15 protein-coding genes are annotated in these 19,144 nt (G+C 60.3%); 12 read left to right on the forward strand and 3 right to left on the reverse strand.

Translation table 11 applies throughout. The features are described 5' to 3' along the window. Positions 1–120: 120 nt before the first annotated feature. From NKI59_RS25090 to NKI59_RS25105, 4 genes are all read left to right on the forward strand, one after another. A complete protein-coding gene (locus NKI59_RS25090) occupies positions 121–441 on the forward strand; it encodes a hypothetical protein (protein ID WP_352529896.1) in 321 nt (106 codons plus the stop codon). A 17-nt stretch (positions 442–458) separates the two neighbouring features. Then, a complete protein-coding gene (locus NKI59_RS25095; RefSeq protein WP_352577347.1) occupies positions 459–3,173 on the forward strand; it encodes an ABC transporter transmembrane domain-containing protein in 2,715 nt (904 codons plus the stop codon). Between the two features lie 157 nt (positions 3,174–3,330). Beyond that, positions 3,331–3,780 carry a cyclic nucleotide-binding domain-containing protein gene (locus tag NKI59_RS25100; RefSeq protein ID WP_023675957.1) on the forward strand — a complete coding sequence of 150 codons (450 nt, stop codon included), beginning with the start codon at positions 3,331–3,333 and terminating at the stop codon, positions 3,778–3,780. Between the two features lie 122 nt (positions 3,781–3,902). Further along, positions 3,903–4,757 (forward strand): MBL fold metallo-hydrolase, encoded by an 855-nt coding sequence (locus NKI59_RS25105; RefSeq protein WP_352577345.1) that lies wholly within the window; start codon positions 3,903–3,905, stop codon positions 4,755–4,757. 1 nt (position 4,758) lies between these two features. Here NKI59_RS25105 and NKI59_RS25110 read toward each other — a convergent pair whose 3' ends face one another. Together NKI59_RS25110 and NKI59_RS25115 are read right to left on the reverse strand one after the other, a co-directional pair. Beyond that, positions 4,759–5,583 (reverse strand): polysaccharide deacetylase family protein, encoded by an 825-nt coding sequence (locus NKI59_RS25110; RefSeq protein ID WP_352707598.1) that lies wholly within the window; start codon positions 5,581–5,583, stop codon positions 4,759–4,761. Beyond that, positions 5,580–6,668: a glycosyltransferase family 4 protein gene (locus NKI59_RS25115; protein WP_352577341.1), complete on the reverse strand. Its 1,089-nt coding sequence runs from the start codon at positions 6,666–6,668 to the stop codon at positions 5,580–5,582. Before NKI59_RS25115 ends, NKI59_RS25110 begins: the two co-directional genes overlap by 4 nt. Before the next feature lie 92 nt (positions 6,669–6,760). Between NKI59_RS25115 and NKI59_RS25120 the strand changes: the two genes are divergently transcribed. The 8 genes from NKI59_RS25120 to NKI59_RS25155 all read left to right on the forward strand — a co-directional run bounded on the left by NKI59_RS25120 (position 6,761) and on the right by NKI59_RS25155 (position 17,563). Further along, positions 6,761–7,921, forward strand: coding sequence for a DUF3095 domain-containing protein (locus tag NKI59_RS25120; protein WP_352707640.1), 1,161 nt, complete (start codon positions 6,761–6,763; stop codon positions 7,919–7,921). A 105-nt stretch (positions 7,922–8,026) separates the two neighbouring features. Further along, complete coding sequence (locus tag NKI59_RS25125; RefSeq protein WP_352450255.1) at positions 8,027–9,370, forward strand: nucleotide sugar dehydrogenase; 1,344 nt, start codon at positions 8,027–8,029, stop codon at positions 9,368–9,370. A 45-nt stretch (positions 9,371–9,415) separates the two neighbouring features. Then, positions 9,416–10,756, forward strand: coding sequence for an adenylate/guanylate cyclase domain-containing protein (locus NKI59_RS25130; RefSeq protein ID WP_352450254.1), 1,341 nt, complete (start codon positions 9,416–9,418; stop codon positions 10,754–10,756). A 149-nt stretch (positions 10,757–10,905) separates the two neighbouring features. Continuing rightward, positions 10,906–12,801, forward strand: a complete 1,896-nt coding sequence (locus tag NKI59_RS25135; protein ID WP_352707602.1) for an ABC transporter ATP-binding protein — start codon at positions 10,906–10,908, stop codon at positions 12,799–12,801. Further along, positions 12,798–14,696, forward strand: a complete 1,899-nt coding sequence (locus NKI59_RS25140) for an ABC transporter substrate-binding protein (RefSeq protein WP_352707604.1) — start codon at positions 12,798–12,800, stop codon at positions 14,694–14,696. The genes NKI59_RS25135 and NKI59_RS25140 overlap by 4 nt, the downstream gene beginning before the upstream one ends. A gap of 2 nt (positions 14,697–14,698) precedes the next feature. Continuing rightward, complete coding sequence (locus NKI59_RS25145) at positions 14,699–15,697, forward strand: ABC transporter permease (protein WP_352457164.1); 999 nt, start codon at positions 14,699–14,701, stop codon at positions 15,695–15,697. Beyond that, positions 15,694–16,875 (forward strand): ABC transporter permease, encoded by a 1,182-nt coding sequence (locus tag NKI59_RS25150; protein WP_352707607.1) that lies wholly within the window; start codon positions 15,694–15,696, stop codon positions 16,873–16,875. Before NKI59_RS25145 ends, NKI59_RS25150 begins: the two co-directional genes overlap by 4 nt. Before the next feature lie 208 nt (positions 16,876–17,083). Beyond that, positions 17,084–17,563 carry a class I SAM-dependent methyltransferase gene (locus NKI59_RS25155; protein ID WP_352707610.1) on the forward strand — a complete coding sequence of 160 codons (480 nt, stop codon included), beginning with the start codon at positions 17,084–17,086 and terminating at the stop codon, positions 17,561–17,563. Positions 17,564–17,600: 37 nt separating this feature from the next. Here the strand turns inward: NKI59_RS25155 and NKI59_RS25160 are convergent, their stop codons facing one another. Continuing rightward, the gene (locus tag NKI59_RS25160; RefSeq protein WP_352707612.1) at positions 17,601–19,016 is read right to left on the reverse strand and encodes an adenylate/guanylate cyclase domain-containing protein; all 1,416 of its coding nucleotides are present in this window, start codon (positions 19,014–19,016) and stop codon (positions 17,601–17,603) included. Positions 19,017–19,144 lie beyond the last annotated feature (128 nt).

Genomic DNA, 19,144 nt, shown 5'->3' on the forward strand with positions numbered 1-19,144 from the left:
CTTGTATGTTGGGATTTTGGGCGACACAACGCAATCTTGCCTCCCGCAAGACTGTTTGATTCCGCGGACGTGATCATGCTGCAAGCCGCTTGGCTATTGCCCGGTGCCGGAGAGAGCCTGTTGCATCTGTCCGGATCATCGGCGTCCATCCGCCAGCACCAGCCGCGCAGCTGCGGCCTCGTGCTGCTCGGCTGTTCGCCAAAGCCCTACGAAAGCCGCGGACCGTTTGGCCAGCTGCTTTCTTCGCCGATCAACAATGCCCATGTCGTTGCCATCGACCATGCGCCGGAACTGGATCGCGCCGCCTCGCAGGTTCCTTGCATCGTTGAGCGCAGGACAATGTCCGTGCACAGCAGCTTCGAGCTTGTCGTTGGCGATGAAGAAATTGCCGATACGCCATTCGCCAGCAGGTGCTTTTACATCCTGCATCCTTCCAACTGAAGGGTCCACAGTCGCATATGGAAGCCAGCCTAGCCCGCTATATCTGGACGCACACCAAGAAGCAGCAGCTCTGGATATTGATGATCGTCGTGCTTTCGATGATCCCGTATTTCATGTCCTTCGACCTGCCGAAGCTGATCGTCAACGGACCGATCCAAGGTCGCGGCTTCGAGCAACCGGGCGCGACCCAGCCATTCATGAGGCTACACTACAACCTGCCGTTCATTGGAGAGGTCCAGTTCTTCTCCGGTTTTCAGCTCGACCGCGAGGAGACCCTGTTTGCCCTGAGCCTTGTGTTCCTCTTGCTAGTCGTCATCAACGGCCTGTTCAAATTCTACATCAACACCTACAAGGGCCGCCTCGGCGAACGCATGCTGCGGCGTATCCGCTTCGATCTGGTCGACCGTGTGCTGCGTTTTCCGCCGGTTTACTTCAAGCGGGTGAAATCCGCCGAAGTGGCGACCATGGTGAAGGACGAGGTGGAGCCGCTGGGCGGCTTCATCGGCGACGCCTTCCTGCAGCCGGTACTGCTCGGCGGCCAAGCGCTGACGGCCATGCTGTTCATCATGATCCAGAACGTCTGGCTCGGAATGATAGCGGTCGTGATCGTGGCGATCCAGATCGTGCTCATCCCGCGAATGCGGCGGCGGCTGATCGTGCTCGGGCGCCAACGGCAGTTGACGGCGCGCGCGCTTTCGGGCCGGGTTGGCGAAATCGTCGATGGCATCGGCGCGGTTCACGTCCACGATACATCAAACTACGAGCGCGCCGACATAGCTGCCCGGCTCGGGCTCATCTTCAAGATCCGCTTCGATCTTTACCAATGGAAATTCATGGTGAAGTTCCTCAACAATTTTCTCGCGCAGCTCACGCCCTTTTTGTTCTACATGATCGGCGGGTATCTGGTCCTCCAGGGGCGGCTGGACGTCGGCCAGCTCGTGGCCGTGATCGGCGCCTACAAGGACCTGCCCGGACCGATGAAGGAACTGATCGACTGGGATCAGGATCGGCAGGATGTCCAGGTCAAATATCAACAGGTCGTTGAACAGTTCACCGTGGAAGGTCTCATCGCGCCGAAAATCGGGGCATTGACGATCGACGATCCCGATCCGATGACCAAGCCGCTGTCGGCGATCAATCTGTCCATAGCAGACGATGGCGGTGCAATGCTCCTCAACCGTATCTCCCTCCAGGTCAAGCCGGGTGAGGCGGTGGCACTGGTCAGTACCGCAACAGGTGGAGCGGAGGCGCTTGCAGAAGCCTTCGCGAGGCTGAACTGGCCGGACAGCGGAAGGGTCGCTTCGGGCACCGACGACCTGCTTGAACTCCCCGAAGCAGTAACCGGCCGGCGGATGTCGTATGCCTCGTCGGATGTTTTCCTGTTCCAGGCAAGCCTCCGCGACAACCTGCTCTACGGGTTGAAGCATGCGCCGCTGACATCGGTGCCTTATGACGGTGCTGCGGCAGATCAGCACCGCTGGAACATTCACGAGGCGCGCCGGTCGGGCAATCCGGATCTTGATATCCACAGCGACTGGATCAACTATGCTTCCGCTGGCGCTACCGGCCCGCACGACCTCTTTGAAGCCGTGCGCCGGGTGCTCGACGCGGTTGTTCTGTCGCGTGACATTCTGGATCTCGGCTTGCGCTCTTCGGCCGACCTCACGCGTCACACGGAGCTTGCCAGGCGGATCGTCGAACTGCGTGCGGCGCTGCGGACCCGGCTGGAACAAGAGGGGCTGAGCGGATTGGTGGTTCCTTTCGAACCGGGCGCCTACAACAAGGAAGCAACGATCGGCCAAAACCTGCTCTTCGGCGCTGCCGCCGGCCCCGAACTGGCCGACAGGGCCCTGGCGGCCAATCCCTATTTTGCTTCCGTGCTGAGGCAAGCCGGCCTCGACCGCACGCTCTACGAAATGGGCTTGGAGATCGCCAAACAGGCGATCGAGCTGTTTGCCGACCTGCCGCCCGATCACCAGTTCTTCCAGCAGCTCGCCTTCATGAGCGCGGAGGAGATACCCGCCTACGAAACCTTGCTGCAACGGCTCAAGAACCGTCCCTACGAGGCGGTTTCGGAGAACGATCGCGCCATGATCGTCACCTTGAGCTTTGCCTACATCGAGCCCCGGCACCGCTTCGGCCTGCTGAGCGACGAGCTGATGAGCAAGATCGTCGCTGCACGCAACCGGTTCTATGAAGACCTGCCGCCCGAGCTGCACAATGCGGTCGAACGGTATGATCCTGCCAAATACATTGCCGCGGCCACCGTCATGGATAATGTCCTGTTCGGGCGTGTGGGCAACAATCATCCCGACGCGCCCGACCGCATACGCTCCATCGTCTATGACATTCTTGACGAACTGGGGCTTTATGGCGAACTTCTGGATGTCGGCCTGGACTTCAACGTCGGCTCCGGCGGCAGGCGGCTGACCGGTGGACAGCGACAGAAGCTCGATGTTGCCCGGGCCTTGCTCAAGCGTCCCGATTTTCTCATTCTCAACCGGCCGCTGTCGGCGCTCGACCAGCGCATGCAGGATAAGGTGCTGCGAAATGTGCTCGAGGAAGCCAGGCGCGACGGCCATTCGCCGGCAATTGTGTGGGTCGTGACGAATCCGGCAATGGCGATGATGTTCGATCGCGTTATCGTCTTCGACTCGGGTCAATTGGCGGAAGACGGAACACACGAGACACTTTTGGCAGGGAACGGTATCTTCAAGGAACTGTTGTCATAGAGCAACGGACATTCAGATGGGATCATTCTGCCGGTGCCGGACATCGGGCTCGCCACCTTTCGCGTGGTTTGTCTCGCCATCCCGGAAAGAGAATTGATTCCATCTGGGCGTCCGTTGCTCTAGTCTGGCAAACGCGAATTTTGGAAGGTTTGCGACAATGCTGCTCAAGGATGAAGTTGGAATGCTGCAACGCGTTCCCTTGTTCTCTGCCATCGAGCCGACAAAGCTCAAGCTGCTTGCGTTCACATCCGATCGTGTGAGCTACAGCGCCGGCCAGATCCTTTTCCGGCAGGGCGACGAGGGAGACGCCGCCTATGTCATCCTTTCAGGCAGGGCGGATATTCTTGTCGATTCCGACAGCGGACCGATAAAAGTTGCCGAACTGGAGCCAAATTCGATCGTTGGCGAGATCGCCATATTGTGCAACAGCTCCCGCACTGCCACCGTCAGAGCGGCAAGTCCGCTGGAAGCCCTGAGAATCCGCAAGGATCATTTCCTGAGGCTTATGAGGGAGTTCCCGGAAATGACCATCGAGATATTGCGGGTTCTTGCCGATCGCCTAAGCCATACGACCGCGGATCTGATCGACGCACGAAGCGCCAAATAACGAAGGACGTGCGCTCGATCCTCGCCGTCGTGACGGCACTGTCCTCTCGCTGAGAAGATCACCCGGAGAAAGCCTGTCTCGCCTAGCAGCAGTTGTTTGGATATGATGGGCGAAGGGGTAGCATGGACGACAACGTTTTCCTGGTCAGGTTTTGGGGTGTCCGCGGCAGCATTTCGGTATCAGGGCCAGAATTCTCTCGCTATGGCGGCAACTCAATCTGTGTCGAGATGCGATGCGGTAAGCATACGCTTCTGTTCGACGCAGGCTCTGGCCTACGGCCTGCCGGCGCGGCGCTTCAGGCGTTGGGCGTGACCGATTTCGACCTGCTTTTCACCCATTGCCATTACGATCACATCATCGGGCTGCCGTCTTTTGCGCCGATCTATGACCGGGGCGCCAAGGTTACGCTTTGGTCCGGGCATCTTGCAGGACACATGACGACCCGGCAGATGGTCGATGAGTTCATGCGGCCGCCGTGGTTTCCGGTGAAACTGGAGGCCTGCAAGGCAAGCCTCGACTATCGCGATTTCGTATCTGGAGACGTGCTTCGCCCGCGCGAAGGGGTGGTGGTCCGAACCGGCAGTCTTATGCATCCGGGCGGCTGCATAGGCTACCGGGTCGAATGGGGCGGCGGCGTCGTGGCGGTGATCACAGACACTGAGCACGAGCCGGACAAACTCGATCAGGCGGTGCTCGGCCTGATCGAAGATGCCGACCTCGTCATTTACGATTGCACCTACACCGAGGAGGAAATGGAACGCCGCCGCGGTTACGGGCACTCGACTTGGCAACAGGGCGTCAAGCTCTGTGAGGCGGCCGGTGCGCGGAGGCTTGCACTGTTTCACCACGATCCGACACGCACCGACAAGGAACTGGACAAGATCCAGAAACTGGCCAAGGACAGGTTTACCGGCGCTTTTGTCGCGCGGGATGGCCAGACGCTCAAACTTCCAGTCTCATTGCGCAAAAAGCGCTGAGCTATTTTCCTCTATCTCTTTGTTTTGACGCAATTCCGGACGGAAACCGTTCATACCTTCCTGGAATTGTTCTACCGGCGCTGCGCCCCATCAATGTCCTGATCGGAAGCCATGCGCAGGCTTCAGTCTGTGCGGTGACTGTGAACAGCCGTTCGAGGAAGAGCCAGGCCGATTCATCATGTACGAGATGGTGGGTGAGCAGGCCCACCGGTTCGCCCCCATCGAATGCATGCTGCAATTGCGCAATGATAGCCTGAACCAATAGGCCATGATCGCGGCAGCCGCGCGTGCCATGCCAATCCATGATGTCGACATTGCTGTTGATGACCGCAAGTGAAGCCGGCCTTGGCGGCCCATAGACCGACAATGCCGAAAACCCTATCGATCCAAGGTCGGATACCAAGCCGGCGTCGATCCTGTTCCAGGGTGGCACCAGCATCGGAACGGCACGTGCGCCGTGCAGGCCGGTTATGTGCGCCAGCCCGCGAGCCAGATCATCGAGCACCGCCTCGCGTGGCCGATGCGCGCCGAGCTCCTGCTTCTTCTGGCCCTCGGGCGCATGATTTCGGTGCGCCCAGCCATGGATGGCGACCGTGGCATGCGGCGCCTCGTCAAGCCGAACGACAAGCTTCTCGTCAGTCAGGGCGGGAATGACGGCCAGAGTCACCGGAACCGCGAATTCACCGGTGAGGTCGAGCAACCGATCAAGCGCAGGCGTCGGATCCACGGCGTCATCGTCGCGCAGCCAGAACTCTGCCTTACGGTCCGCCCGTTGCCGGCTCGCCAGTTCCTCCACCAAGGGTTGCCAGATTTGATCGGATGTCATGAGACCGGGATCTTTGCAAGAAGTTCGGCCAGACGCGCCGCTGCAGCACCGAGAGAACGTTCTTCGAGGATGAAACGTCTGGCTTCTGCGGCCATGATGGATCTTTCGTCGTTACGGGCCAGAAGCCTTTCAATGGCAGAAGCGAACGCCGCCACATCGTCCGGCGGGGTGAGAAACCCGGCCTGGCCATTCCGGACGACCTCCGGCACGCCGGCGACGTCCTGAGCCACAACCGGAAGGCCGGCGGCCTGTGCTTCAAGATAGGCAACGCCATAGGCCTCGCCGAAACCCGGCCAGACGTAAATTCCCCCACTGTAGAGGACATCCGGCACGGCGGCTGGCTCAATCGCGCCAAGCCATTCGATACGCTCGGCGGGCAAGCCGGCGAATTGCGCTTTGATCTCCTCGCGGGCAGGTCCGTCCCCGACGACCGACATGGTCCAGGGCAGGTGACCGATCGAACCGAGCGCCTGCGCCAGCATGCGATAGCTTTCGAGTTTGTCGCCCGGGCGCATCATGGCGACGGTAACGAGGCGCGTCGGACAACCTCGTGCCGGCGTTTCCCGGAATAGCGATGTGTCGATGAAGGGCGAAAGCATGCCGAAAGCGGCGTCGGGTACCGCATCTGCCAGTCCCTGACGATCCCTTTGCGTGAAGCAGATGTTCAGCGCCGCCTGTTCGACGGCTCGCGCCACCAACGCTTGCGTATCGGCCCACAAACCGGTGTTGCGCCGCCTCGAATAGGAGGCTTCCGTTGTCACATAGGGGACACCAAAGGCCAACGCCAGTTCGGGCCCGATCAGGTCGGGCGCCTTGTAATAGGGATGATAGGTGAACCACAGATCGGGCTTGCCGTCACGATCCCAAAGCCTTGCCAGCCGCGCGGCTTCCTCCCGGGCCTCGATCTTGAGCGCATCGAAACTTTTCGAATCCGGTTCGCGTAGATAGAAGCGCAATTCGGATGCCAGTTCGACGCTATGTCCTCCATGCTCCAGCGCCTTGACCAGCATCCGTGCCATCTGGCGGTCGCCGGAGGCAACGGGATGATTGGGCGACTTCAGCGGCGCATAGAAGGCAATTCGCATCCCCGGACCCTATCATCGGAAAGCCTGCGCAAGTCAATTTCGAAGCATGATCGACTTCACCCTCAAGCACTGGAATGTGCTATCTGATGCTCATGGAAACAGCTGCCGCGTCCGATCCGTTTGTTGCTTCTCTGCCGGTCTTCGCAAAGTTTGAAAGCGTTGTCGATATCGATAACTATCGGCCTCTCCCCGATGGCTGGGCGCTGGCCACCGCAGACATCGTCGGCTCGACCAAGGCGATCGAGGCGGGGCGCTATAAAACCGTCAATATGGCCGGTGCCAGCGTCATTTCGGCGCTGCTCAATGCGCTGGGTAGGCAAGATCTTCCCTTTGTCTTCGGCGGCGACGGCGCGCTCGTGGCGTTTCCCGGCTCGGCGCTGGAGATCACCCGCAACGCGCTGGCGGCTGTCCAGAGATGGGTGGCGGACGAACTGGATCTGACCTTGCGTGCCGCAATCGTGCCGATAAAGGATATAAGAGCGCAAGGCCTCGACGTTCGCGTGGCGAGGTTCCAGGCCTCCGATGCGGTCTTCTATGCCATGTTCGCCGGAGGTGGCGGCAGTTGGGCGGAAGCCGAGATGAAAGCGGGGCGCTACCGCATCGATCCTGCGCCGGCCGGCGCGCGGCCGGACCTGACCGGCCTCTCGTGCCGCTGGAACCCGATCGAAGCCCGGCATGGCGAAATCGTCTCGATCATCGCCATACCGGGGGCGTCGCGCGACTTGCGCGGTTTTCAGTTTCTGGTTTCCGACATCATCGCCCTTGCCAGCAGGCAGGAACGCGATGGCCACCCGGTGCCGGTGAACGGGCCGGACTACAGTTTGCTGCCCGCCGGCCTCGATATCGAGGCGCGGGCCACGGCGCCGGCAGGACGGCGGTGGCTGTCGAAGCTGTGGATAGTGTTCCTGATGACGCTTACGGCTGTTACGGATAGATATGGCTGGACGATCGGCAGATTCGATCCGAAGATCTATAAACGCGAAGTGGCCAGCAATTCGGATTTCCGGAAGTTCGACGATGGCTTAAAGATGACCATCGACGTTGACGCGGATGTGTTGCAACGGATCGAGAACCGGCTGAAACAGGCGGAAGAGGCGGGCATCTGCAACTATGGCCTGCACCGCCAGAAATCGGCCTTGATGACATGCCTCGTCGCATCGCCGCTGCAGCGCGATCACGTTCATTTCATCGATGGCGCCGCCGGCGGCTATGCGATGGCTGCCACAAGCCTTAAGGCGAAGGTGCCGGTCTGACGGCTTGCGGACATCGATTTTCCGCAATATGCCTCGGGGCTCTTGTGAGCGGTGAGCCTCACCATGGAAGCGGACGGCCTGTCCGAATTGACGGGAAGCAGATTTTTGGACGCCTCACGATCGACATATGACCGTCTTCTGAACCGGATTTCGACGCGTGCCGCGCAAGTCGGCGTGATCGGACTGGGCTATGTCGGGTTGCCCCTGGCGGTTGCGATCGCACGCGCCGGCTTCCCTGTTTGCGGCTTCGACATCGAAGCCCAAAAGGTCGAGAGCCTGAACAACGGACAATCCTACATCGAGGCGGTGACGTCGACAGCCCTTGCCGGCCAGGTGGCGAGCGGACGGTTCCGCGCCACTGCGGATTTTGCCGAACTGGCCGTCTGCGATGTCATCATCATCTGCGTTCCGACACCACTGACGAAACACCGCGAGCCGGATCTCTCCTTTGTCAGGAACACCGCAGGCACCATCGCGAAGCATCTGCGTCTCGGCCAGCTGATCGTGCTGGAATCGACCACCTATCCCGGCACCACCGACGACGTGATCAAGCCCATCCTGGAAAAAATCGGCTTGCAGTCGAGGATAGACTTCTTCCTCGGCTTCTCGCCCGAACGCGAGGATCCCGGCAACCGCAGCTTTGAAGTCGCGACGATCCCCAAGGTCGTGGCAGGTGACGGCATTGAAGCGGCGACGCTCGTGCAGGCTTTCTACCATGGCGTGGTCAAGACCGTCGTTCCGGTTTCCACCACGGCGACCGCCGAGGCGGTCAAGCTGACGGAAAACATCTTCCGCTCGGTCAACATAGCCCTCGTCAACGAGTTGAAGATCGTGCTCGGTGCGATGGGAATCGACATCTGGGAGGTGATCGAGGCGGCAAAGACCAAGCCCTTCGGCTACATGCCTTTCTATCCTGGCCCTGGACTTGGCGGGCACTGCGTTCCGATCGATCCCTTCTACCTGACGTGGAAGGCTCGCGAATACGAACTGCCGACCCGCTTCATCGAGCTGGCGGCAGAGATCAACACGGCCATGCCGCGTCATGTGGTCGATGAACTGGCGAAGGCGCTGGACCGGCGCTGCGGCAAGGCGCTCAGCCGCTCGCGCATTCTCATCATCGGGCTCGCCTATAAGAAGAATGTGCCCGACATCCGCGAAAGCCCCTCATTGCGGCTCATTGAACTCATCGAGGAATGGGGCGGCAAGGCGGAATTCCACGATCCGCATGTTACCGAAATCCCGGCCACACGGGAGCATATGGCGATCAAGGGGCGTCGCTCGGTCGAATTGACCGAGGTGGCCTTGAAGGATTTCGACGCTGTCGTCGTTGCAACCGACCACGACGCGATCGACTATCAGGCGATCGCGGATCACGCTCTACTGATCGTCGACACACGCAATATTTTTGGCCGCCTCGGGCTAGCCCGAGAGACGGTGGTGAAGGCCTGACGGCGTCCGAGCCGGCGAATTTGTGCAAGGAGATTTCGAGATAGCATGAGCACAGCGCAAGCAGAAATTTCTGCCATTCTCATGGATAAGGTTGCCGATTGGCTGACCCAATCGGCGTTGGCGGGCGACGACCTGGAAACATTGGTAAGGGGCTTTTGTGAACGGCTGGCTGCTGCCGGCCTGCCGTTGAAGCGGGTGCATTTGAGCTTTTCGATGCTTCATCCGCTTTATGACGCGCTCGGCTTCACCTGGCTCCGCGGCCAGGGCCTGGAAGTGGAAGGCTTCCGCAAGGAGAACGGCGTTCATTCCGACAGATTCCTGACCAGCCCATACTACCATCTGCTCAGCCACAAGCTCGACCATCTGCGGCGCCGGCTCGACCCGTCGGTGCCGTCGGAATTTCCTGTTTTCGATGACCTCAAGCTGATGGGCGTCACCGATTACATGGCTTTCGTCCATCCCTTCAGCGGCAACACCAGTCAGGGCATGATCGGGTCTTGGTCCACCGACAGTGCTGCAGGCTTCAGCGACAGCATGATTTCGGCGCTGCTGCGCATCCAGAACCATCTCGCTATCGCAACCAAGATGGCGGTGCTCACCAAGCTTGCCGACAACATGATGACCACTTATCTCGGCGGCGACGCCGGCAGGCGCGTGCTCGACGGCCAGATCAAGCGCGGCGAGGGTGATACAATCCGGGCGGCACTGGTCATGGGCGACATGCGCGGGTCGTCAAGACTTGCCGAAACCTCCGGCCGCGAAGTCTATATCGATACGCTGAACCAGTTTTTCGACGCCGCTGCTGCACCTTTCAATCGCAAGGGCGGGCAGATCATGAGTTTCATAGGTGATGGCTTCATTGCCGTCTACCCTTGCGCAAGGCACCGTTCACAGTCCGAGATCGCCTGCCAGGCTGCTCTTGCAGCAGCGCACAAGGCCACCGCGCGCATGATGGATCTCAATCTGCGCAGAAAGCAGCAGGGATTGAGCGACATAAACTATGGTATCGGCCTGCATGTCGGCAATGTGATGTTCGGCAATGTCGGGCTTACCGACCGGCTCACATTCTCTGTTTTCGGCTCGGCTGTAAACGAGGTCCAGCGCCTCCAGACCCTGACCAAGAAATATCCGCACAGCGTTCTCGCCAGCAAAGACTTCGCCGGCTATTGCGGCGCCAACAACTGGCTGGCGCTCGGCATGGAGGAACTGGCGGGCATCAGGCAGAAGCTAACGGTGCTTTCACCCGATTTGTCGGGTACTCTCTCGCTCGACGAAGACGGTGCGCTGGAGCCGATTTACGACCGAATATCGGACGCCGAGCAGGTCATGCTGCTTCATCGCAATGCCGCGCGGCCGTCCGCGGGCGACCCGAGGAAGCTCCAGTAACCGCCACGATCTGATCCGAACGCGTTTGGTATGCAGTCCGGTCGCCGGTTCCGCCAGGGAACTGGGGACTGTTCGAATCCAAGTTGCTCTAGGCTGGCAATGCGCTAGTCTCGCCTTCTGGACCTGCCAGAGTGGGGGCTGGTGTGAGAATGAATTTGGGCGTTGATCTGCTGCGGATCGAGGATGTTGGCATCTCTTTTGCCATTATAGGGGGACCGTTGCATGCCGTCAGGCGTGCAAATCTTCGCGTCCTGCCCGGCAAGGTTACCGCGCTTGTGGGCGAGTCCGGTTCCGGAAAATCGGTTCTTAGCCAGGCAGTGATGGGCATTTTGCCGAACACAGCCCATGTTCGCGGCCGTATCCTGTTTTCCGATCCTGAAAAGCCCGGCACAACGCAGGATATCCTGCAGATGCCGCGTGACGGACCCGAAATCCGGGCGTTGAGAGGCAGCCGCATCGGCAAAATATTTCAGGAGCCGATGACATCACTGTCGCCGCTGCATACGATCGGCAATCAGGTGAGCGAATCCCTGCAGATTCATACGCCCATGGCTTGGGTGGAGCGCAAGGCGCGGACCAAGGAAATGCTCGGACTTGTCGGCTTTCCCAACCCCAAGCGCGCCTATGACATGTATCCCTTTGAACTTTCGGGAGGATTGCGTCAACGCGCCATGATCGCCATGGCGCTTATCTGCCGGCCCGCGCTGTTGATCGCCGACGAGCCGACGACGGCGTTGGACGTCACCATCCAGGCGCAAATCCTGCAATTGCTGCGCGAGCTTCAGACGAAGCTGAACATGGCGATGCTGCTGATCACGCACGACCTTGGCGTAGTCGCCAACGTCGCCGACGAGGTGGTGGTCATGTACCATGGCGAGATCATGGAAGCGGGACCTGTGGAGGCGATATTCCGCCGGCCGGGCCACCCTTACCTGAAGGGCCTGATGGCAGCCGTTCCGCATTTCGACCTGAAGCCCGGCGAAAGGCTAAAGGCGCTCCGCGAGGTGCCGGTGAATGTCGGGAACCTGCTCGGCAAGCAGACGGCGCCGGCATCGAAGGGGCCGGACGACATCCTGCTGTCGGTCAGGGATCTGACAAAGACCTTCACGATCCGCAAGTCCGGATGGTTCGGCGGAGATCATCAAACCTCTGTTCGCGCCGTGGACGGCGTGAGCTTTGATATCAGGCGGGGTGAGTGCCTGGGTCTTGTCGGCGAAAGCGGCTCCGGCAAAACCACCGTCAGCAAGATCCTCATGCGGGCTGTCACCCCTAGCGGCGGCTCTGTGATCTTCAATGGCCGCGATGGTCCGATCGACGTCTTGGAAGCCGAGGGAGACGCCCTGCGCATGCTGCGCGCGAAAATCCAGATGGTCTTCCAGGATCCGGTTTCGTCGCTTTCACCCCGCATGACGGTGGAGAACATTTTGAGCGAGCCGCTGGAAATCCATCGACGTGGCAATGCCGCGTCCCGACTCGCCACGGTCAAGAGCCTGATGCAGGCAATCGGGCTCGACCCGCGCTTCATAAAGCGTTATCCGCATAGTTTCTCCGGCGGGCAGCGTCAGCGTATCGGCATCGCGCGCGCGTTGGCGCTGGGGCCTGAACTCCTGATCTGCGACGAGCCGGTTTCGGCACTCGATGTCTCTGTCCAGGCGCAGATCCTGAACCTTCTGAAGGACCTGCAGAAGGAACTGGGCCTGACCTACCTATTCATATCCCACAACCTGGCGGTGGTGGACTACATGGCAGACCGCATCGCGGTGATGTGCGGCGGGCGTATCGTCGAGCTCGCGCCGCGCGAAATTCTGCTTAGGAAACCGGTCCACCCCTACACGCGCTCACTGGTCGCCGCAGTACCTTTCCCCGATCTCGACAGGCCGATGGATTTCAAGACGCTGAAACTCAGCGGCGCTTCCGACACCAGCGCATGGGGACCGCAATTCCGCGACGAAGGCGACGAGGATATGCTGTCGCCGCTCGATCTTGGCGGCGGCCACCTCGTGCTGGCCCGACGTTCGGCCGATGTCAGCGAGCTACGCCATTGATCGGCCGGCGCACCGTCCTTGGACTCATGGCTTCGGCATTTCTGCCGGGCACGTTGCGCGCCGGCGATCTGGAGCCGGAATTTCTTGAGCCGCAGCTGAAGGCCAGAGCGCTGCCGGCACTTGCCGAACGCCTGCCCAAGCGCCCGCGCGCGTTGAATCTCGCTGCGATGGGCCGGCAGCCCGGCCAATATGGCGGCACGCTGCGCACGATCATCGGCAGCCAGAAAGATATCCGGATGATGACGATCTACGGGTACGCTCGCCTGGTCGGCTATGACGAAAAGCTTAACCTGCAAGCCGACATTCTCGAAAGTTTCGATGTAGCGGATGATCGTGTCTTCACTTTCAAGATACGAGAAGGACATAAATGGTCTGACGGTAGCCTGCTGACGTCGGAGGATTTTCGCTATTGCTGGGAAGATGTCTGGCTGAACGATGAGCTTTCGCAAGGCGGGCTCGCCCCGGCCCTGCTGGCGGACGGCAAGCCGCCACGCTTCGAGATCGTCGATCCGTTGACGGTCCGCTATAGTTGGAATGCGCCCAATCCCGACTTCCTGCCCAAGCTCGCCGCTGCTTCGCCCCTATCGCTTGTTCTGCCGGCCGCCTATCTCAAGCAGTTCCACAAGAAATACCAGGATCCATTCCGGCTCGCCGGCCTAATGAAGGAGAACCGGGCCCAGAAATGGACGCTCTTGCATATCCGCATGTCGCGGCAGTATCGCCCGGAGAACCCGGAACTGCCGACGCTCGATCCCTGGCAGAACCGGACCAAGCCGCCGGCTGAGCAGTTCGTCTTCGAGCGGAACCCATTCTTTCATCGAATAGACGAGAATGGCCGGCAACTGCCCTATGTCGACCGGATTGTCATGAATGTCAGCTCGTCGGCGATCATTTCCGCCAAGACCGGTGCGGGCGAGAGCGACCTGCAAGGCATGGGAATTGACTTCACCGATTACTCCTTCCTGAAGGATGCGGAGAAGCGCTACCCGGTGAAGATGCATCTCTGGAAACGCACACAAGGTTCGCGGCTGGCGCTGCTGCCCAATCTGAATTGTGCCGACCAGGTGTGGCGTGGCCTTTTTCGTGACGTGCGCGTGCGCCGCGCACTTTCGCTCGCTGTGGACAGGCGCGAGATCAATTTGGCTGTGTTCTACGGATTGGCGCAGGAAAGTGCCGATACGGTCCTGCCGGAGAGCCCGCTCTACCGGCCGGAATTCGCGAAAGCCTGGGTCGCCCATGATCCCGACCAGGCCAATGCCCTGCTCGACGAGGTCGGGCTTCAGGCGCGTGACGATGACGGCCTGCGGATACTTCCCGACGGACGCCCGGCGCAGCTCGTAGTGGAAACGGCCGGCGAAAGCACGCTGGAAACCGACGCGCTCGAGCTCATCACCGATCACTGGCGCAAGATCGGCATCGCCCTGTTCATCCGGACTTCGCAGCGCGACATCTTCCGCAGCCGCGCGCTTGGTGGCCAGATCATGATGTCGATGTGGTCGGGCATCGACAATGGCGTGCCGACCGCCGACATGAACCCCTACCAACTGGCCCCCACCGTCGATGACCAGCTGCAATGGCCGCTCTGGGGTGCTCACTACTTGTCCCGTGGCAAGGTCGGCGAAGCGCCCGATCTCCCGCCCGTGGTCGAGTTGATGGCTTTACTCAAGCGCTGGAACGCATCGACCGAAGCCACGGAGCGCGCCGAGATCTGGAATTCAATGCTGTCGATCTATACCGATCAGGTGTTTTCGATCGGCACGGTAAACGGAACGCATCAGCCGGTTCTGGCGTCCTCGCGGCTGCGCAATCTGCCTGACAAGGCGCTCTACGGCTACGACCCGACCGCCTATTTCGGTGTCTATATGCCGGATACATTCTGGCTTGGAGAGTCCTGAGCGTGCTTCGATATTTTGTCTGGCGCATCGCCGTGATGGTTCCAACGCTGCTGGTCATATCGGCACTGGTGTTCACGATCATCGAACTTCCCCCAGGCGACTATTTCGACAGCTATGTTGCCGAGCTTCGGGCTCAGGGCGAAGCGGTGGATTCCGATCGCATCGAGATGATGCGCAAGGAATATGGTTTCGACAAGCCACCGGTCATTCGCTACTTCTACTGGGTCGGCGGGATGCTGCACGGCGATTTCGGCTATTCCTTCGAATATGAGCTGCCGGTTCGCGACGTCGTCGGGGACCGAATGTGGCTGACGGTGCTGGTTTCCTTCGTCACGATCATCTTTACCTGGCTCATCGCCTTTCCGATCGGCATGTACTCTGCCACGCATCAATACAGCTGGGGCGACTACGGCCTGACTTTCTTCGGCCTTCTCGGCCTTGCGATTCCGAACTTCATGCTGGCGCTGATCCTGATGTATTTCGCCAACATCTGGTTCGGCACGTCTATCGGCCATCTCATGGACCAGCAATATCTCGGCGAGGCGATGAGCTGGGCCAAGGCGAAGTCGATCCTCGCCCATCTCTGGATTCCGGTCTTGATCATCGGCACCGGGGGCACGGCAAGCATGATCCGGCGGCTGCGCGCCAATCTGCTCGATGAGCTACATAAGCAATATGTCGTGACCGCGCGCGCCAAAGGCCTTCATCCCTTCAGGGCGCTGGTCAAATATCCGCTGCGCATGGCGCTCAATTTCTTCATTTCAGATATCGGCTCTATCCTGCCGGCCATCATCTCCGGCGCCGAAATCACGGCAATCGTGCTGTCTTTGGAGACGACCGGGCCGATGCTGATCAAGGCGCTGCAAAGCCAGGACATGTATCTGGCAGGGTCGTTCCTGATGTTCCTCGCCTTCCTGACGGTCATCGGCGTCCTGATTTCCGACCTGGCGCTGGCGCTACTTGATCCGCGAATTCGTTTGCAAGGCGGCAGCACCAAATGAACACGCCATCGCCGCTGCCCGCTCCGGGCGCCCCACTGCAACACTACGTTTCCATCGCGCCCTTTGACCTGCAGTCGGTCGAGGCGATGACTCCGGAGCAGTCGAAGGTCTTTCAGGCGTCGCAGTTGCGGCTGATGTGGTGGAAATTCCGTCGGCACCGGCTTGCCCTTGTATCCGGCATATTCCTGGCAGCGCTCTATTGCGGGATACTGATCTGCGAGTTCCTGGCGCCCTACGATCTGCACACGCGCAACATGGACTACATCTATTCGCCGCCGCAGCGGGTGCACCTGTTCCACAACGGCCAGTTCGTCGGGCCGTTCGTCTATGGCCGCCAGATGACGCTGGATATGGACACGCTCAAGCGGAACTACATCGAGAAACAGGATGATGTTCAGCGGATCCGTTTCTTCTGCAAGGGCGACAGTTACCGGTTCTGGGGCCTTATCGAAGGTGACAGGCATTTTGTCTGCCCCGCCGAAAACGGCCAGCTCTTTCTGGCCGGCACTGACAGGCTGGGGCGCGATGTGCTCTCGCGCATCATCTATGGCGCACGCATTTCACTGACAATCGGCCTCGTCGGCATCAGTTTCAGCTTCCTGCTCGGCATTGTCATCGGCGGACTGGCCGGCTATCACGGCGGTATCTTCGACCTGATCGTCCAACGGATAATCGAAGTTCTGCAATCGATCCCCAGCATTCCGCTATGGCTGGCTCTGGCGGCGATCATGCCGATAACCTGGAGTCCGATCCTGATCTATTTCGGCATCACCGTCATCCTCGGGCTGCTCGACTGGACCGGACTGGCGCGGGCCGTGCGTTCGAAGCTTCTAGCCTTGCGCGAGGAGGATTACGTTCTGGCCGCGCAATTGATGGGCGCCAAAAGCAGCCGCATCATCGGGCGGCATCTCATCCCCGGCTTCATGTCGCATCTGATCGCGACGGCGACGATCTCGATACCCGGCATGATCCTGGGCGAGACGGCGCTGAGCTTCCTCGGGCTCGGCCTGAGGGCGCCGATAACCAGCTGGGGCATCCTGCTCACCGAGGCGCGCAGCGTCAGCGTGATCGCGTTCTATCCATGGCTGCTTTTGCCGATGCTCCCCGTCGTTCTCGTCATCTTGGCGTTCAACTTCCTCGGCGACGGGTTGCGGGACGCCGCGGACCCCTACAAGTGACATCGCTGTTCCGCCGCGCGCTGCGCCGCCGACTCCACCCGGTATGATCCTTGTCGGCAACTGTTCGCTTGTTGCAGTGTTCATCGTTCGCCTCTACACGCGGCAAGACTCGATCGGGGTTTAACACGTCGGCCTCGGGCCTCAGCCGCGAAACGCTCTGGTCGGGGGCAGTTGATTTCGTGAACTGGTTCTGGACATACAATCGTACATGAGTCGCCTTGACAGTTTCATCCGGAGGATGACCGCACAGCGCGACATACTTGATCATGTCTGCGCCGAGGTGGCGAAGATGGAGGGGCCCGTGCTCGAGCTCGGCCTCGGCAATGGCCGGACGTTCCACCATCTGCGCGAGCGCCTGCCCGGACGCCGGATCGTAGCGTTCGACCGCGCACTTGCCGCACACGCCAGCTCAATTCCCGAAGCTGAAAACCTCGTGCTCGGCGAAATACGCGAGACGGCGAGCAGGTTCATTGGCATCGACGCCGCTCTTGTTCATGCCGACATCGGCACCGGCTATGAAGATCGCGATGCAGTGACCTCTACCTGGCTTCCCGATCTGACCGCGCGCCTGCTTCGCGTCGGCGGCATCGCGGTCAGCGGCACGCCGCTCGATCACCCGCAGTTGCAACGCCTCCCGCCGCCACCTTCGGTTGCCGCCGATCGTTATTTTATCTATAGGCGCGTCTGAGGGGCCGGGACGAGCCAAATCTTCAGGGGCCAAGCCTTCAGGGGATCGTATATACTGCTATCTCCCGGTCAATGCCGCGCAGCGAGACCTCGTGGGGCACGGGCGTCAGCGCGTTCCTGTGTAAGAGATCGGCGGTGAGATTGTCGTCGACCACCGCTCGAGTGGCGAAGATCGCCTGTGCGTTGGCAAGGTTCTGGACCCGCGAAGCAATGTTGACTGTCTGGCCGAAATAGTCCTGTCGCTCATTCATAGACACGGCGATGCAGGGGCCGGCATGGACTCCGATCTTGAGCAGCAGATCCTCGCGCCCGCTCTTGTCGTTGAGCGTACGCATGGCATCGCGCATCCTGAGGGCTGCAGCAATCGCACGGTCAGGCGTCGCGAAGGTCGCCATCACCGCATCACCGATCGTCTTCACCACCGCGCCTGCCTCCGCCGTGACGATCTCGTGCAGAACCTGGAAATGCTCGCGCACGAGATCGAAGGCTGAAAGGTCGCCCACCCGCTCGTAAAGCTCGGTCGATCCGCGCAGGTCGGTGAACAGGAACGTCAGGCTGGTGATCTTCAGGCGCTGGTTGATGTCGAGTGTATCCGTGCGATAGAGATCGCGGAACGTCTGGTTGGTGAGCAGGCGCTTGGCGGTCAGGAAGGGCCGGCGTTTTCCCAGGAAATCATGCAATGTCTGGCCGGCGATGAAGACTGTCGGCAGCACGCGGGTGTCGGTCCGGTTTTCCAGCGAAATGCGCAACGGGCCGGGTTGCATCTCCAGCGTCTGGTTCTGGACATGGTCGCGGTCGAAGGCCAAAGAGAGGCTCCGGCGCTCCTTTGTTGGTTCGCCCTTCCCGTCGATGAACTGCGCTGAATGGGTGACCGGCTCGAAGACGATGATGAATTCAGACGGAAGCTGTATGGTCAGAACCGCCTTTTCACCGGGCGCAAGCTCGATATCCTCCAGGGAGAACGCTTCTAGCTTTTTCGCGAAATCCTCTTCCGGCAGATCGACGCCGGACGCCCAGTAGATCTGGCGGAAATATTCCGCCACCGGCAGTTCGTGTGGATTGTGGGCGGCAATCCTGCGCACGCGGGGACTGACGGTGAATGTCACCTCGACCATCTCGTCGAGGGTCGGTGAATAGCCCTCTGAGCACAGCGCGCAGGTGTATTCGTCCTTTTGCAGGGTTTTCAGCGTGGCGTTGGTGTCGAGCACGCCGCCACAGCCGGGACACAGAACATTCCAGGAAATGTCGAAGATGCCCACCCGCGCAGCGTGGAGAAAGGCGCCTATTGCGCGCTCCTCGTCGAGGCCATGCTTGCTGGCGAAGGCTGGCGCATTGATGCGGCAAAGTTCGCGGTCCTCGCCCTCCGCGATGGTTCGCTTGATCGCGTCGATCGCCTGCGGATCGACATCGGCCGATTGTCGCAGAAGTGAGAACAGATCCTGAGCTTCGTTCATCGTGCAGGCTCCGGAAAATGCACCCCGAGGCGTTTTGACCGGACCGGTCTTTGGTCCGAGTGCTCCATCTTACTTCGAAACGGACCGTACGGCCATTCGAATGGATAAGCCTGGTGACCGTTCAATTT

Origin of the sequence: Mesorhizobium sp. M0598, from assembly GCF_040320865.1 — a bacterium.
In the GTDB taxonomy this organism is placed as follows: Bacteria; Pseudomonadota; Alphaproteobacteria; order Rhizobiales; family Rhizobiaceae; genus Mesorhizobium.

What these genes read in the sequence shown, in the direction of transcription:
- NKI59_RS25095 (WP_352577347.1), top strand. Translation starts at nt 459, where the DNA reads ATGGAAGCCAGCCTAGCCCGCTATATCTGGACGCACACCAAGAAGCAG.
- NKI59_RS25100 (WP_023675957.1), top strand. Translation starts at nt 3,331, where the DNA reads ATGCTGCTCAAGGATGAAGTTGGAATGCTGCAACGCGTTCCCTTGTTC.
- NKI59_RS25105 (WP_352577345.1), top strand. Translation starts at nt 3,903, where the DNA reads ATGGACGACAACGTTTTCCTGGTCAGGTTTTGGGGTGTCCGCGGCAGC.
- NKI59_RS25110 (WP_352707598.1), bottom strand. Translation starts at nt 5,583, where the DNA reads ATGACATCCGATCAAATCTGGCAACCCTTGGTGGAGGAACTGGCGAGC.
- NKI59_RS25115 (WP_352577341.1), bottom strand. Translation starts at nt 6,668, where the DNA reads ATGCGAATTGCCTTCTATGCGCCGCTGAAGTCGCCCAATCATCCCGTT.
- NKI59_RS25120 (WP_352707640.1), top strand. Translation starts at nt 6,761, where the DNA reads ATGGAAACAGCTGCCGCGTCCGATCCGTTTGTTGCTTCTCTGCCGGTC.
- NKI59_RS25130 (WP_352450254.1), top strand. Translation starts at nt 9,416, where the DNA reads ATGAGCACAGCGCAAGCAGAAATTTCTGCCATTCTCATGGATAAGGTT.
- NKI59_RS25135 (WP_352707602.1), top strand. Translation starts at nt 10,906, where the DNA reads ATGAATTTGGGCGTTGATCTGCTGCGGATCGAGGATGTTGGCATCTCT.
- NKI59_RS25150 (WP_352707607.1), top strand. Translation starts at nt 15,694, where the DNA reads ATGAACACGCCATCGCCGCTGCCCGCTCCGGGCGCCCCACTGCAACAC.
- NKI59_RS25155 (WP_352707610.1), top strand. Translation starts at nt 17,084, where the DNA reads ATGAGTCGCCTTGACAGTTTCATCCGGAGGATGACCGCACAGCGCGAC.
- NKI59_RS25160 (WP_352707612.1), bottom strand. Translation starts at nt 19,016, where the DNA reads ATGAACGAAGCTCAGGATCTGTTCTCACTTCTGCGACAATCGGCCGAT.